The organism is Stygiolobus azoricus, assembly GCF_009729035.1.
Taxonomy (GTDB): Archaea; Thermoproteota; Thermoprotei_A; order Sulfolobales; family Sulfolobaceae; genus Stygiolobus; species Stygiolobus azoricus.
Window position 1 is genome coordinate 226,511 of record NZ_CP045483.1, and the last position, 14,474, is coordinate 240,984.

General features: G+C 37.9%; 16 protein-coding genes and 1 tRNA gene. 9 read left to right on the forward strand and 8 right to left on the reverse strand.

Annotated features, from left to right (window positions below; translation table 11 throughout):
* Positions 1 to 4 precede the first annotated feature (4 nt).
* On the reverse strand, positions 5 to 697 hold the full coding sequence (locus D1868_RS01265; RefSeq protein ID WP_156004980.1) for a TIGR00266 family protein: 693 nt from the start codon (positions 695 to 697) through the stop codon (positions 5 to 7).
* Between the two features lie 39 nt (positions 698 to 736).
* On the opposite strand from D1868_RS01265, the gene proC reads away from it, so the two are divergent.
* Positions 737 to 1,522 carry a pyrroline-5-carboxylate reductase gene (gene proC / locus D1868_RS01270; protein ID WP_156004981.1) on the forward strand — a complete coding sequence of 262 codons (786 nt, stop codon included), beginning with the start codon at positions 737 to 739 and terminating at the stop codon, positions 1,520 to 1,522.
* Between the two features lie 69 nt (positions 1,523 to 1,591).
* Positions 1,592 to 2,950 (forward strand): RuvB-like helicase, encoded by a 1,359-nt coding sequence (locus D1868_RS01275; RefSeq protein ID WP_156004982.1) that lies wholly within the window; start codon positions 1,592 to 1,594, stop codon positions 2,948 to 2,950.
* Positions 2,951 to 2,996: 46 nt separating this feature from the next.
* On the opposite strand, the gene D1868_RS01280 is transcribed toward D1868_RS01275, so the two are convergent.
* Positions 2,997 to 3,449, reverse strand: coding sequence for an NUDIX hydrolase (locus D1868_RS01280; protein ID WP_156004983.1), 453 nt, complete (start codon positions 3,447 to 3,449; stop codon positions 2,997 to 2,999).
* Positions 3,450 to 3,451: 2 nt separating this feature from the next.
* Complete coding sequence (locus tag D1868_RS01285) at positions 3,452 to 4,891, reverse strand: L-aspartate oxidase (RefSeq protein WP_156004984.1); 1,440 nt, start codon at positions 4,889 to 4,891, stop codon at positions 3,452 to 3,454.
* Positions 4,892 to 4,957: 66 nt separating this feature from the next.
* Between D1868_RS01285 and D1868_RS01290 the strand changes: the two genes are divergently transcribed.
* Together D1868_RS01290 and nadC are read left to right on the forward strand one after the other, a co-directional pair.
* On the forward strand, positions 4,958 to 5,524 hold the full coding sequence (locus D1868_RS01290; protein WP_156004985.1) for a GMP synthase subunit A: 567 nt from the start codon (positions 4,958 to 4,960) through the stop codon (positions 5,522 to 5,524).
* A complete protein-coding gene (gene nadC / locus D1868_RS01295; RefSeq protein WP_156007907.1) occupies positions 5,524 to 6,357 on the forward strand; it encodes a carboxylating nicotinate-nucleotide diphosphorylase in 834 nt (277 codons plus the stop codon). The genes D1868_RS01290 and nadC overlap by 1 nt, the downstream gene beginning before the upstream one ends.
* On the opposite strand, the gene D1868_RS01300 is transcribed toward nadC, so the two are convergent.
* Positions 6,349 to 7,041 (reverse strand): DUF929 domain-containing protein, encoded by a 693-nt coding sequence (locus tag D1868_RS01300; protein WP_231112415.1) that lies wholly within the window; start codon positions 7,039 to 7,041, stop codon positions 6,349 to 6,351. The genes nadC and D1868_RS01300 overlap by 9 nt on opposite strands.
* 605 nt (positions 7,042 to 7,646) lie before the next feature.
* On the opposite strand from D1868_RS01300, the gene D1868_RS01305 reads away from it, so the two are divergent.
* The 3 genes from D1868_RS01305 (at position 7,647) to D1868_RS01315 (ending at position 10,906) form a co-directional block, all read left to right on the forward strand.
* Positions 7,647 to 8,651: an AIR synthase family protein gene (locus D1868_RS01305; protein WP_156004987.1), complete on the forward strand. Its 1,005-nt coding sequence runs from the start codon at positions 7,647 to 7,649 to the stop codon at positions 8,649 to 8,651.
* 93 nt (positions 8,652 to 8,744) lie between these two features.
* Positions 8,745 to 9,881, forward strand: coding sequence for a radical SAM/SPASM domain-containing protein (locus D1868_RS01310; protein ID WP_156004988.1), 1,137 nt, complete (start codon positions 8,745 to 8,747; stop codon positions 9,879 to 9,881).
* Positions 9,854 to 10,906, forward strand: coding sequence for a TIGR04053 family radical SAM/SPASM domain-containing protein (locus tag D1868_RS01315; protein ID WP_156004989.1), 1,053 nt, complete (start codon positions 9,854 to 9,856; stop codon positions 10,904 to 10,906). Before D1868_RS01310 ends, D1868_RS01315 begins: the two co-directional genes overlap by 28 nt.
* A 3-nt stretch (positions 10,907 to 10,909) precedes the next feature.
* Here D1868_RS01315 and D1868_RS01320 read toward each other — a convergent pair whose 3' ends face one another.
* The 3 genes from D1868_RS01320 to D1868_RS01330 all read right to left on the reverse strand — a co-directional run bounded on the left by D1868_RS01320 (position 10,910) and on the right by D1868_RS01330 (position 13,104).
* Positions 10,910 to 11,278: a NifB/NifX family molybdenum-iron cluster-binding protein gene (locus tag D1868_RS01320; protein ID WP_156004990.1), complete on the reverse strand. Its 369-nt coding sequence runs from the start codon at positions 11,276 to 11,278 to the stop codon at positions 10,910 to 10,912.
* 76 nt (positions 11,279 to 11,354) lie between these two features.
* Entirely contained in the window at positions 11,355 to 12,977 is a 1,623-nt protein-coding gene (locus D1868_RS01325; protein WP_156004991.1) for a thiamine pyrophosphate-binding protein, read from the reverse strand.
* A gap of 37 nt (positions 12,978 to 13,014) precedes the next feature.
* A tRNA-Cys gene (locus tag D1868_RS01330) sits at positions 13,015 to 13,104 on the reverse strand.
* A 65-nt stretch (positions 13,105 to 13,169) separates the two neighbouring features.
* On the opposite strand from D1868_RS01330, the gene D1868_RS01335 reads away from it, so the two are divergent.
* Positions 13,170 to 13,730 (forward strand): nucleotidyltransferase, encoded by a 561-nt coding sequence (locus D1868_RS01335; protein ID WP_156004992.1) that lies wholly within the window; start codon positions 13,170 to 13,172, stop codon positions 13,728 to 13,730.
* Here D1868_RS01335 and D1868_RS01340 read toward each other — a convergent pair.
* Complete coding sequence (locus D1868_RS01340; RefSeq protein WP_156004993.1) at positions 13,727 to 13,897, reverse strand: 50S ribosomal protein L40e; 171 nt, start codon at positions 13,895 to 13,897, stop codon at positions 13,727 to 13,729. The two genes, D1868_RS01335 and D1868_RS01340, sit on opposite strands and share 4 nt — an antisense overlap.
* A 68-nt stretch (positions 13,898 to 13,965) precedes the next feature.
* Between D1868_RS01340 and D1868_RS01345 the strand changes: the two genes are divergently transcribed.
* Complete coding sequence (locus D1868_RS01345; protein WP_156004994.1) at positions 13,966 to 14,472, forward strand: transcription elongation factor NusA; 507 nt, start codon at positions 13,966 to 13,968, stop codon at positions 14,470 to 14,472.
* Positions 14,473 to 14,474 lie beyond the last annotated feature (2 nt).

Below are 14,474 nucleotides of genomic sequence, written 5' to 3' on the forward strand. Positions count from 1 at the left end.
CACCTTAAAACGGAAGCTGAATACCACCTTGTTGTCCACTGGGCAGATATGGGATTAGTGCTGAAGCGAGTTGTTCAGCCGTTAATGTATGCAACCATACCCGTCCAGGGCCAGTTATAGTGACAAAGAAAAGTCCTTCATGGGCAAAGAAAATAGACCTGAGTCCTCCGACAAGCTGGACAGAGTAAGGCATTCCTTCCTCAAATGCCATTAAGTGAGAAGCTTCAACTTGTATCGTTTCACCTGGTTGTAGATCCCTTACAATTAATCCGCCATAAGAGTGTAGGAACAAGTTGCCGAAACCGGTAAATCTTGCTAAGAAAAGTCCCTCTCCTCCTAATATTCCAGCCGTTAGTCTGGATAAAGTAGCATCGTAATTTACAGTGGTCTCAGCGGCTAAAAAGGAGTGGGACTCAGCAAGAATCCCTCTACCTTGTAACGGAATTTGGACTATTTTGCCGGGGAATATCCCCGACAGTACGACTTGTCCAGGGCCGTAGAACTCAGTTACAAAAAACGAACCACCAGTTAACGCCCTCTTGATTCCGGATAAAAGACCGCCTCTTAACTTTGTTTGCAGATTAACAATATTATCCTTCATTACCATATGCCCTGCATCGGCATATATTCCCTCACCTGGAGCTAAGTAGACCTTAAGGTACTGTAAATCATCTCCTTGGATCTCGTATTGTGGCATAAGAAAGATTATTTACAATAGTTATTAAAAATCTTCTAAATGGTTAGAGTAGCTATTTTAGGTGCGGGGAAGATCGGCACAGCAATTGCTAGGTCTATTAAGGATGAATTTGAAGTTATAGCAACGGCAAGAAACGAAACTACATTAAAAAAAGTCCAAGAACTTGGCATAAACTCAACGAGAAATAACTCGTACGCTGTAAGCCAGGCTGACGTAGTGATCATCAGTGTAAAACCTCAGCACTTTAAACCGTTACTCTCAGAAATAGACACTAATTCGTGGGAAGGAAAGAAAGTTATCTCGGTAATGGCAGGTGTGAGACTAGAAACGCTTTCAAGACTCCTTAGAGGAGCTAAAGTATTTAGAGCAATGCCTAACATTAATGCTGTTGTAGGCAAGGCTACTACAGCAATAACACCAGAAAAAGACGAGATCGTTGAGAAGATCTTTTCTTTGATAGGAAACGTATATTGGGTTCAGGAGGAATTGCTAGATGCATGGACAGCAATTATAGGAAGTGGTCCTGCTTTCTTAGCTGAAATTATAGACGCCTTTGCCCTCGGTGCAGTAGCTTGTGGTATGCCACGAGATCTTGCTTATAATGCTATTTTAGATATGGTTGAAGGGACAGTCACGATGCTTAAGAAATGTAAAACGCATCCAGTATTTCTCAGAGACCAAGTGACAACTCCTGCAGGCACTACTATACGTGGTCTTATGGTTATGGAAAGTGAGGGTGTCAAGTCTGCTATTATAAAAACTGTCGAATCAGCTTATCAGAGGGCTGTAACAATAGGTAAAGAAATCGATAGTTCTATTCAGTAACTGAAAATAAGTATAACTTCATATTAATTTTGAGTTAAACTCAAAAGCATTTTTTATAATTTAAAATTAATGGCCGAGATAAGAGAAATTAAAAAAGTAGAAAGAGAGAAAGCATCTATTCACAGCCATATATCAGGACTAGGACTAGACGAAAAGGGAAAACCTAAGTTTAAGGCTGACGGGCTAGTAGGTCAGATGGAAGCTAGAGAAGCAGCTGGAATAGTAGTCCAACTTATAAAACAAGGCAAAATGGCAGGAAAAGGCATCCTTTTTGTAGGCCCACCTGGTACTGGTAAAACAGCGTTGGCAATCGCAATAGCTAGAGAACTGGGTGAGGATACTCCGTTTACCATAATGAATGCATCAGAGATATACTCAACGGAGTTAAAGAAAACTGAGATTTTAACACAAGCAATAAGAAAATCTTTAGGTGTCAGGATTAAACAGAGGAGAACAGTATACGAGGGAGTTGTGAAGGATATAAAGCTCAAGGTAGCAAGGAGCAGACTGAACCCATATGCAGTAATGCCAAGAGAAGCCCAAATAACTTTGGCTACTAAGGATGACGAGAGAACTTTGAACGTCGGAGACGTGATAGCTGCTCAATTAATGAAAATGAATATAAGAAAGGGAGACGTGATATGGATTGACGCTGAAACTGGTGAGGTATCTAGAGTTGGTAGAGCTAAAGGAATAGAGAGTGAAAAGACTTATGATATAGATGTTATAAAGCAAGTAGAAGTACCGAGCGGTCAAGTGAAGAAGGAAAAAGATATCACCTTTACTGTAACTCTCCACGACTTAGACTTAAACATAGCTGCGCAAAGTATATCAATTACTGCTTTGTTTAGTTTCTTTACAGAGAGAGAAATAAACCAGGATATCAGAAAGCAAGTAGACAAGTTAGTAAAGGATATGGTAAGTAAAGGAGAAGCGGAACTGATTCCCGGAGTATTATTCATTGATGACGCACACATGTTAGACATTGAAGCCTTCTCATTCCTCACCAAAGCACTTGAATCCGATCTAGCCCCTATACTAATCCTTGCAACTAATAGAGGTATAACGAAGATAAGAGGAACAGATATAGAGTCTCCCCACGGAATGCCGCTCGATCTATTGGATAGATTATTAATTATACCCACGAGACCGTATAACCAAGACGAAATAAAAGAGATAATAAAGATACGCGCTGACGAAATAGATGTAAAACTTGACGAAAAAGCGTTAGAATTACTTACTAAACTAGGAGTTGAGAACAGCTTAAGATACTCAGTACAGTTACTCGAGCCATCACTAGTGATAGCTCAAAAGAAAGGAAGGGACATGGTAATGCCAGAGGACGTAGAAGAAGCATCCAAACTATTCAGTGATACAAAGAGAAGCGTAAACTATGTTAAGGAGTATGAGAATTTACTACTAAAATGATGAGTGAAGACGGAACCGACCAGTGAAGAATCGTTGCCGGACTGAACTATTTCTTTAAGCACTCTTCATAGAATCTTTTTTCTAGGACGTCTTTTAAAATTCTGAAAGTCATTCCCCATATCCTAAAACCATTAAAATAAAATTCGTCACTCCTAATTTCCAATTGCTCAGGATTTATCCAAATTGCCATATCTACCTCGTCCTTCTGGATCTGTGGAATAAATTCTTCATCTACACAACCTAAGTAGGCTCTCACTTTCATATCAGGAGCGTTATTAGGGAAATATATTCCTATGTCTTTAACTAATCTAGGCTTAATTCCCACTTCTTCGATACATTCTCTTAATGCAGTTTCATCACATGTTTCACTACCCTCCCTTCTCCCACCAGGGAATGCGATGTGACCGCTCCAAGGATCATTAGGCCTCTCTTTTCTCTTAATTACTAAAATCCTACCGTTGCGTGAAACAACGACGATTACAGCCGCTCTACACTCCATATTTAAGAGTTAGATACTCTGAAGTATATTCTCTTTTCCCATCTCGGATCTTTGAACGGATAGTCTTCTCTATAATGATTACCCCTACTTTCTGTCCTAATATCTGCGGCTAACGCCGTTAGATACGAGATCAAAATCTCTGGTCTACTTTTTGAGGGGTAGTATACTGAAGTAAGTTTTGACAATTTTTCGTGATTCCTAATTATCCCCAAGTTTTCCCAGTTTAACTTTCTTATTTCGTTTAATGTTAAGGTGTTATCTATTCCTTCATCTTCAACAAGTTTTAGAGTTTTCATTATTCCGTCTCCAGTTGTTATTCCCTCCCATTGAAGGTCAACATATTGTGGTAAATTAATTCCGAAGACTAGTCCTTCAAGGAGGGAGTTACTGGCCAGCCTATTAGCGCCGTGAAGACCGCTATCACTTACCTCGCCTATTGCGTAAAGGTTCTTCACACTGCTCTCTCCCCTAATATTCACTCTTATTCCTCCATCTACAAAATGAGCAGCGGGAGAAATAGGAATAAGATCTTTCTTAGGATCTCTTCCGTGTCTGGCTAGATAAGATGCTACTACTGGAAATTTTCTCTGAAAATCTTCTATACCCCTTAAATCCATGAAAACCTGGTGGCCCTTCAACATCTCGATATATATTGCCCTTGATAATATGTCTCTAGGAGCCAGTTCCCCTTTGGGATGGTAATTAAAAAGAAATCTCTCGCCCTTCTCGTTTACAACTTTAGCTCCTTCCCCTCTTAGCGTTTCGGTCATAAGGAAGGTCTCTCCGTCCAATTTTGTTACAGTAGGATGAAATTGAACAAACTCCATATCGCCCACTACAGCTCCTGCTTTAAAAGCCATAGCGATTCCTTCTCCGATATTTGTAGGTTGCGTAGATGTGAACTCAAATAAGTACGAATAACCACCAGTAGCCAAAACGACTTTATCTGCATCCTCTATAATTCCTCTCGTTTTTGTGACAAAACCTCTGACCTCTCCTTCTTTAACTATCAAATCTGTTACCATGTCTTCTACAACTGGAATCCCAAGAGAACGAGCTTTAGTTAGCAAAAACCTGAATATCTCCCCTCCAGTCTCATCAGTCTTATACATTACTCTACGCCTTGAATGACCTCCCTCTAGCCTCAGCCCTTTATCGAACTCAAATCCCCAAGACTGAAGAGTTTCGACAGCGTGTTTCCCTTCTTGTGTAACATATCTAACTGTTCTAATATCACAAAGTCCATCTCCCACTTTGATCGTATCTTCCGCATGCAATTCCGGGCTATCATCAACAGATACTGCTACAGCAACACCGCCTTTGGCTATTGGTGTTGACCCTCCGTCTACTTTCTTAGTAATTACCGTAACCTTATAACCCGCCATCTTCAACGATACAGCTGCGGAGAGACCTGCAATTCCGGAGCCTATAATATAGATCATTTAATATCGAACTTATGTTCTGATTATAAAAGCTTTAATCCTAAGGAGATAAATATTTGACTCGCAGTGAAAATAGCTGTAATTTACTTTGGAGGACAGTATAATCACCTTATAGTAAAAGACCTTAAATACCTCGGAGTTGAGGCAGTAGCCGTCACTCCTGACAAACCAGTGGAGTTCTTAAATAATTTCGATTGTATCATTTTCGGTGGAGGTCCTTATTCCGTAGTCACGGAATTAGATAAAATGGGTAACGCTAAAGAGTATGTACTAAAAACCACTTTACCTAAAATGGGTATATGCTTAGGACACCAGTTAATAGCAAAAGTTCTAGGAGGAGAAGTAAGCAAAGCTAAAAACCCAGAGTACGGCTTAGTTAACGTTATAATTGACGATGAAGATACGTTACTAAGAGGTTTAAAACCGTCTGTAAAGGCTTGGGAAAGTCATACAGACGAAGTTATATTACCGCCTAATGGGTTCAGAGTGATAGCACATAGTGAGAACGCTAAAGTACAAGCTATGGTGAATAACGATAATACAATTTTCGGGGTTCAGTTCCATCCTGAGGTTAAGCATACTGAAAAAGGGATTGAAGTATTTAAAAACTTCATCCAGGCATGTAAGAAATGATATTAGAAAAACTTATATCTAGAAGATTGTTAGAATTCCTAGAAGAAGATGTATTACCTGAGGACGTTACAAGTAAGGCCGTAAAAGGGGTTAAGTGTAGAGCTTATGTAGTAGCTAAAGAAGAAGGTTTGTTAGCAGGAAATAAGTTTCTTGTGCCGTTTTTAGAAGAAATACGATTAAAGGTTATAGAAGCTAAGCCAGACGGGTATTACTTCAAAAGAGGAGATAAATTACTTATTTTCGAAGGGGACGGAGAAGACATTCTAATGGTCGAGAGAACATTACTTAACTTACTTAGCAGACTTTCTGGGATAGCTACTACGACATCCTTAATGGTGAGGCTTGCAAGAACCGTTAACCCTAATGTTGTTATTGCCGGAACTAGGAAAACCACTCCCGGTTTAAGATTATTCGAAAAGTATGCTATAGAAGTTGGCGGCGGAGACCCTCATAGATACAATCTGTCCGACATGGTTTTGATAAAAGATAACCACATAGCATTACTAGGTGGAATAAGAAATGTTATAGAGAACGTTAGAAAATATGTAAGTTTCTCAAAGAAGATAGAGGTAGAAGTGACTAGTTTAAAAGAAGCTATAGAGGCATACGAAGCTAAAGCCGATATTATTCTCTTAGATAATATGACCCCAGATGAAGTAAGAGAGGTCGTTTCCCATCTAAAAGGAAAGTTATTAATAGAAGCCTCGGGAAGGATAACCCCTGACAATGTGGTGGAATACGCAAAAACTGGGGTAGATATAATCTCTAGTGGTTATATAACTCACAGTGTAAAGGCCATTGATCTTTCACTAGACGTAGAAAAACTAGACTAAATCTTGTATATCTTTTACCCCAGATTGTATATAACTCTGATCCAAATGGTTTATTAAGTATTGTGGATTCTCGTTTTGTATCAAAGACGGGTTTATTAAATAGCCTATTAGTATATACGTACCTTTATTCCCTGAAACTATAATAGTCGTAGGTATATGTGGAGGATTACCCATATACGCAGCAGATTGGAAGAATCCACCTTGTGCCCACTTGTCTACTACATATTCTTTAACTATTTGATAATATTGAGGTAAATATTGTTGTATCTGAGATAATCCGTATTTGACGTAGTTACTTACTTGCAAACCAGTTGCTGTAGCGTTAAGGTAACGGTTATAGAGATAAAGGAACTTAAAGTGAATTGATGAATTTGGCTGAAAACTTAGAAAGATAAGAGAGGGAGTATTAGGGTATACGTCGTTAGGGTCTGAATAAGAGAAATTGTAAAGGACTTTACCGTAATGGGAAATAAATGCATATAATACCCAACTATCTGCCGCTCCATAGGGGCAGCCGTACCACGAAATAAAGACAATACATGCTAAGGCATTGTTAGCTAAATCTGAATCACTAACTTTGATAAATGTGTCTAAAGGTATTTCAAATGGGTAAAGTAAGTAGGGAAGCAATAAAATTATTACAAAAATTAAAACTATTGAAAGTGTAATAAACCTTCTATTCACTTTTACCACATCTAATACCTTGTTTATAAAAATTTACTTCTTCTTGATACATAACCTTTTACTCAGTCCCTCACATTCGTGATTAATATGTGTATAGAGGAATTTGAAAATGATTAACTTTTAACAAAAAGCTTGATAGTTCCTTATTTCTGCTCAATCTTGCTTAATCTTTCACTGCCATTGCATCTCTGAGTTATTCTTAGCCTCAGGAGGTGGGAGTTCTATCTTTGCCACATACTCGTGAAGGAGTTATACTCTCTTTATAGACTCGTTAAATAACTCGGGATCAAAGTTAACTTCAAACTCCTCCATTTCAAAATTACTTCTATCTATATAGAGAAGAATACCTTTAGCCCCAGGGTACGCTTTCAAATATAAGTTTAATTGAGCTTTGTGCTCTAATTTCGGAATAAAATTCTAATGCCAGCTAATTAATATATTCTAAAAAATTAGATATAGAAAAAACAAATTATTCAAGTGAACTTAGTTAACCTAAAAGCTAGGTCTTTTTTGAATTAGTGTATTTTATTTGGAATAATATACAATTATAAACTATTTTCATATCTACTTAAAACCTTTTATTTCCACCATTATTACATCAAACAATGCTTGGTAAAATCGGAAAGAAAATTTTTGACGAGGTAATTTATCCACATCTTGGTGAAAGGCACAAAGAAGTAATAATACCACCCATGAATGGTGTTGATACTGGAGCAATTGAACTTGAAGGTAATAAAGTCATGGTGGTAAAGACTGATCCAGTTTTTATCGTGCCACAATTTGGTTTCAGAAAGGCTGCATGGTTTGCCGTTCATATTCTAGCGAGTGATGTTATGACTTCTGGTATTCCTCCTAAATATGCTATGATTGACCTTAACTTACCTCCTTCTATGACAGATGACGAACTGAAGGATATGTGGATCGGAATTCATGAGGCGTTAAAAGAGATAGGTGTTATGGTTGTAGCCGGGCATACGGGAAGATATGAAGGAGTGTCTTTCCCTATGCTAGGCGGTTTCACTATGATAGGAATTGGAGACAAAGAGAAGCTAGGAATGCCATCAAAAGTGAAAGAAGGCGATTTAATTATAGTGACAAAAGGTCCAGCTATTGAAGCTACCGGTCTCTTAACTAACCTCTACCCAGAGTATTTTAGGCAAAGATTACCTCCAGACATCTTTAAAGAAGCCTTGGACATGTATTGGCAAATGTCTTGTTGGAAGGACGGACTAATTGCAAGTAAAATAGGAATTCACTTAATGCACGACGCAACAGAAGGAGGTCTATGGAACGCCCTCGTTGAAGTATCCGAAGTAACTGGTAAAAAGCTGGAAATATTTGAGGATAAACTGTTCATTAACCGTGCTGTCAAAGCAGTTACGACTTTAGTAGGTATAGACCCATTCATCTCAATTAGCGAGGGTACGATGATAATAATAACTGACAAGGTGGAAATAAGGGATGCCTTAATTAAAGAAGGCATACAAGCTGAAATAGTTGGAAGAGTGGAGAAGGGTGAAGGGGTCTACGTAGGTCAAAAGAGAATAGAGAAACCTTCAGAAGACCCCTTTTGGGAAGCTTTCTTTAGACTTCAAAAACAATCAGCATGACATTAGGGAGCCAACACTTATTAACAGTGTTATACATAGCACCGTAAGGATTACATAAATTCCTGATTTAAGATTAGTACATTATTTATAATTATGATTCCTGTTAGCGTGATGACAACTGGTTTAGGCACTGTGTCCTTTAGTGTTAAAGGGGTATATAATAAAGAAAACCTTAGCAAATTTAGCGAAGTATTGCGACCTGTTGTAACATGGAACTTGACTTATAAGTGCAACTTAAAATGCATTCATTGCTATATCGACGCCTCAAATGATAAACAAGACACTTTAAGTACTGAGGAAGCTTTGAATTTGATAGACCAGTTTGCTGAGCTAAAAATCCCTCTGATAATATTGAGTGGTGGAGAACCGTTAATGCGAAGGGATTTCTTTAAACTAACTTCATACGCTAGAGCGAAGGGATTGAGATTAGCCCTATCAACTAACGGCACGTTAATTACTAAAGATGTTGCCAGAAAGTTAAAAGAACTTAACTTTTCTTATATAGGTATAAGCCTTGACAGCGATAGTGCAGAATTTCATGATAAATTTAGGGGAGTTGACGGAGCCTTTAACATGACAATAAATGGCATTAAAAATTCTGTGGAAGTTGGTCTTAACGTAGGTTTAAGGTTTACAATTTCCTCGTTAAACATAGATAGATTAGATGGTTACATTGAACTTGCACTGAAGCTCGGAGTAAAGAGAATTACATTTTACCACTTATCAGCAAGCGGTCGCGGAAAGGGATTAGTCAATTTAATGTATACACCAGAACAATATGAGAAGTTCATTAACAAACTCATTGAGTACTCGATCAAGCTCAAAGGTGTTATAGAGATAGAAACTACATTAGCACCTTTTGATGGAATTTTCATCGCAAAGAAGTTGGCTAGAAATGAAGAGGAGTTTCAACAATACCTTAAGTTTGTAGAAAATTCAGGTGGATGTGGTAGAAAGATGATATCGATATATCCAAATGGAGACGTTTATCCATGCCAGTTTATTGATTTCGTAAAATTAGGAAACGTTAAGACTCAAAGGCTTAGTGAAATAATCGCTTCTATTCCTGACGTGTTCATTAACACCGAAAAATATCTCAAGGAAGGAAAATGTGCTGAGTGTGAATTTAAGAAATATTGTAAAGGTGGAGATAGGGCAAGAGCCTATTACTGGTATGGAAATATTTTCGGGAGTGACCCATTATGCCCTTTGAAAAGTCTCCACATTTAATTTTCTGGGAAGTAACTAAAGCTTGCCCGCTGGCATGCAAACACTGTAGAGCTAACTCAATTAGTTCCCCTTTACCTGATGAGTTGAGTACAGAAGAAGGAAAGAAACTACTAGAGGAGATCGCTGAGTTTGGTAAAGTAGTTATTGTATTTACGGGAGGTGACCCATTATTACGGAAAGATATATTCGAACTTTTAACCTACGCCAAATCTTTAGGATTAGTTACGTCAATAGCACCTGCCCCCTCCCAGCTCTTAAGCTCTGAGACAATAGAGAAGCTGAGAGGTTTAGTATCATACATGTCCATAAGCCTTGATGGTGCACAACCACGAACTCACGACTGGCTGAGAGGTTTAGGGAGTTATAAATATGCAATCAAGGGAATTGAGACAGCATTGAGATACGGAATTAATATTCAAGTGAATACGCTAGTTTGGAAAAGGAATTACGAGGAATTACCCGAGATTGTTAAGTTATTAAAAGATTTAAAAGTTAAAGTGTGGGAAGTGTTCTTTCTTATTCCGGTAGGTAGAGGGACAGCAGAGCTCGATATTCCACGCGAACGTTATAGAGAAGTAATTGAATTCCTTGTGGAAGTAACCAGATATGACCTTATTGTAAGGACAGTAGAGGCACCATTCTTTAGGAGAGCTAAATTAGAATACTCAGAGGATATTGAAACTACGAATCCTTTGATAATAAAGCTGAGAAAAATGCTTGGTGAACCTATGAAAGGTGTTGACAAAAGTGTGATTCCAACTAGAGACGGAAGCGGGGTGTTATTTATCTCATATAATGGTGACATATACCCTAGCGGATTTTTACCGATAAGGTTAGGTAATGTGAGAACTGATAATATTGTAAAGATTTACAGAGAATCAGAACTATTAAACATGATCAAAACAGGAAAACTTAAGGGAAAATGCGGAACTTGTAACTACAATGAGATATGCGGAGGTAGTAGGGCTAGGGCATATGCAGTATATAACGACCCATTAGCTGAGGATCCTGCATGTTATTACTAAAAATTAATAATCATCGTGTGTATGATGATGGTGCTCGTCGTGTGTAGGCTTATCAGTCTCTGACAACTCTTTCTTCAGCAACTTTTCAAGTGCTTCCTCGACCTTAAGACCTGGAGCTAAATATATCTTTGCCTTTCCTTTTAACAATCTGACACCAGGAGGGCCTATTTCAGAAACAATAACAGCATTGACACCTTTATCTAAAGCCGATTTTAACATATGCAATCCGCGAGCTGCTGTAGCCCTTAATGCTGGATTCTCGTACTTTTCAACTAACGTAAATTTGTCTCCTTCAAGTTGATAGATCATAACCTCTAATCCTTCACCGGGACCATCCACAAATCCATTTGTAACGGGTATTGCTACTTTCATTACTATCAATTTCGATATTCGTGTAAAAACTTAAAAAATTAACTATTAAAGTTAAGAGAAAAATTAAATAAAAACTTTAGAATAATACTGATTGATAGTCTGGTTCTATTTTAACATTTATTACATTTATCTTATTAGGATCAGCGTTAAATAGTGCGTCCTTTAGATCTGTGATCCCAACAACCGTAATTGCTTTAAGCGAACTTTCTAGAATCTCGTCATAGTTTTCATTACGAGGCGTTTTAGAAATTGTAGGTATGTCGGAAGAAGTTACATCGAGAGTCGTTGAACCGTTGTCGTTCATAACTAGTAATATTCCTCTTGCCTTATTCAATCTAGAACTTAATACACCTAGATTTGATATCACACCTTCAATATCGGTCACGGCAATCGTATTAGGATCGTTAGAACGAATTATACCTCCTACTGCTATATTGCGTTCTAATAATGACTCACTCGTTATCCATGTGTAAGGTTTCTCTATAGGTAACCTTACGAAGTCTAGTGTTGGAGCTGATAAGTCCACAAAAACTTTTGAGAACTGATACTGTTGTACAACTCTAACTACGTCATAAGGCCATAAACCGCTATGAGAGTTTAATATATGAATCTTTCTATAGGTTTTAATCTTCTCTTTTGATCCTCTCTTAACTGCCTCTTTAACCTTAGCTTTTATTAGTGTAAGAAGTTCCTTAAGGAATAGTCCCGTATCTGCAACAAGAGGAACATGAGCCATGAAAACTTTACCGATATCTTCACCATCTATATTATTATGTACTAGGTATCCTTTAACCTTCATAGACCAGCCGGCTGTAGCTAATTGTGTGAACCTAGTACCTAGTGCTAATATTACGTCTGCCTCCTCTAATAGCTTAGCTCCTTCATTGGTCGCGAAAAGACCTAATCCTTCCCCTGCATATAAGGGGTGAGAAGCCGGAATAGCCCCCTTAGACCTAAACGTTGTGATAACTGGGATATCTAATAATTCCGCTAACTCTAGGAGTTCTTTTGTAGCTCCTGAAGCAAGCACTCCATAACCAGCTATAATTACTGGAGTCTTAGAGTTTCCTAATAATTCACTTATCTTGGCTACTGTGTTTTTATCCGGAGTTCTCTTTTCGGGCTTCTGCTCAGCTGGCGATAATGGATAGGCCTTAAGCCTGAAGAGATCTTCAGCTATTTCTATGTATACTGGCCTGTTCCTATTACTTAGGGCTTCTTTATACCCCTTTTCTACAGTTACTGTTATTTCTTCAATACTTACAACCCTCTCTCTTAACTTAGTAATGGGCGCTAAGGCTGATGATACATCGTCAGGTGTTCTCAGTTCTCCTATCCTACTCCTACCCGTGTCTCTGTAAGACCTTATGGTAGATATTATAAGTAGGGGCTGAGAGTCCATGAAAGCTTGAGCTACTATATCAGTAGCCTCTAGCACTCTATTCCCCGGAGCAACAAGGGCTGTCCCTACTGTGTTAAACTCTCTAGAATATGAATCAGCCATTAAAATTGCTTCCCTAGCTGAAGAAGTTATATTAGTATTAATTTCGTATTGCTTTAATCTTTCTAATATAAAGTCTGGAACGCTATAAGGAACAAAAACATCCTTAATGCCGAGTTCCTTTATAACGTAAGCTAATGCTTCGTCTCCTTTCATTTCCTTTCCTACGGTCTCTTCTTTCCTTTTTGGTTGGCTCACAATATACTACGGCTTACAAAAGTATAAATTTTTTAAAAGCCGGGGGCGGGACTCGAACCCGCGAAAATAGCGGGTGACGGCTATAAATCTCTGCGGCCCGCCGCCTTAACCGCTCGGCCACCCCGGCATTCAAATTAGGATATGTCATAAAAGTATTTTAAGGTTATTGTGATGATTGATTAACGTGAGATTTTGATAGCGTTTTCGAAAGTCGGAGAAGTTCTTAAAGAAATCAAGGAACTTACTGACTTCGTAATAATCGGGGATACTGTAGTTGATTTAGAATTAGGTAGAAAAGGTACTGAAAGTGACATAGACTTATTTATTCTTTCAGTTAGTGTTTTTATAGACGAGGATAAAATAAGGGAATTCGCATTTGATCATGGTTGGGACTTTGGAAAAACACCTATTGACACTCCCAGATTAATAATAGGTGTTGATGATGAGCAACTCCAGGTAGATATGTATGAAAATGTTCAAGACTTCTTTGTACCACAAGACATTATAGAAAATGCACAAGAAAGAAAAATTGGTAACGAGTATTTCAAAGTGATTAGAATAGAAGACTATATTTTACTTAAGGCAAACGCGTTCAGAGAAGAAGACGAGGATGAACTCAAGACTTTAGTATACTTAATAGGAAGTGGAAAAATAGAAATAGATAAAAATTACTTAAAATCACACATTCAGTCTTTCCAAGAAAATGCAAAAAGTATCGAGGATAGACTTAAAAGTATTGGTATTAAGGTCTAACCTTTCTTGGCTGGTAACTCTTTCTTCTTCGGCCTTAGATTTTTACTATGACATCTCCTGCATTTTGTTGCCCTAATTGAGTTTAGAGCTCCACATTCTCTACACACTTTCTTTAAAAATACTCTTTGTTGTACTATTTGTAGCTTCACGGGATCGGTGAGTGGCATTTTTAACCCCAATTCACATATATCAAACGGTTCAAAAAACTTTGTGTTAGAGGCGGAGTTGAATTAAGATGAAGATACCGTTAGACTATATTTGTGTTAAAAGCGGTCTTTTGTGTAACCGTTGCCAATCTATGATTGATCGTGGAGAGGTAGAAAGTTTTGAAGTAGAAGTAATGAAAATTTTATTAGATTTAGAAGAGACACAATTCAAAGAGCTAAAAGATACTACCTACCATAAGGCGTTTAAGTTAAACAACCTACTTATTCTGATAGTAACTAGCGGACCATCTATGACTTACCAAAAGTGGATAAAAGTTGCTAAGATCCTTCAGGATAAACTTGGCGTAAAAGTGAGAATTTTAGAGAAGAGTAATAATATAAAATCTACAGCAAGCCAACTTTTAACACCTGCGAGAGTTCTAGGAGTTAACACTGTATGGTTACCAGACGGAACCGTACAGTACGTTGTGAGAGTCTCAAAATATGAGAAGAAGTTTTTACCAGCTGACGAAACTTCCCTAGAAGCTGCACTATCAAAGATTCATTCAATACCAGTTAGAATAAGGGTGGAATAAAA

Excerpts from the sequence above, each read along its gene's own strand:
- D1868_RS01265 (WP_156004980.1), bottom strand. The coding sequence starts at position 697 with ATGCCACAATACGAGATCCAAGGAGATGATTTACAGTACCTTAAGGTC.
- proC (WP_156004981.1), top strand. The coding sequence starts at position 737 with ATGGTTAGAGTAGCTATTTTAGGTGCGGGGAAGATCGGCACAGCAATT.
- D1868_RS01275 (WP_156004982.1), top strand. The coding sequence starts at position 1,592 with ATGGCCGAGATAAGAGAAATTAAAAAAGTAGAAAGAGAGAAAGCATCT.
- D1868_RS01280 (WP_156004983.1), bottom strand. The coding sequence starts at position 3,449 with ATGGAGTGTAGAGCGGCTGTAATCGTCGTTGTTTCACGCAACGGTAGG.
- D1868_RS01285 (WP_156004984.1), bottom strand. The coding sequence starts at position 4,891 with ATGATCTATATTATAGGCTCCGGAATTGCAGGTCTCTCCGCAGCTGTA.
- D1868_RS01305 (WP_156004987.1), top strand. The coding sequence starts at position 7,647 with ATGCTTGGTAAAATCGGAAAGAAAATTTTTGACGAGGTAATTTATCCA.
- D1868_RS01310 (WP_156004988.1), top strand. The coding sequence starts at position 8,745 with ATGATTCCTGTTAGCGTGATGACAACTGGTTTAGGCACTGTGTCCTTT.
- D1868_RS01315 (WP_156004989.1), top strand. The coding sequence starts at position 9,854 with ATGCCCTTTGAAAAGTCTCCACATTTAATTTTCTGGGAAGTAACTAAA.
- D1868_RS01320 (WP_156004990.1), bottom strand. The coding sequence starts at position 11,278 with ATGAAAGTAGCAATACCCGTTACAAATGGATTTGTGGATGGTCCCGGT.
- D1868_RS01340 (WP_156004993.1), bottom strand. The coding sequence starts at position 13,897 with ATGCCACTCACCGATCCCGTGAAGCTACAAATAGTACAACAAAGAGTA.
- D1868_RS01345 (WP_156004994.1), top strand. The coding sequence starts at position 13,966 with ATGAAGATACCGTTAGACTATATTTGTGTTAAAAGCGGTCTTTTGTGT.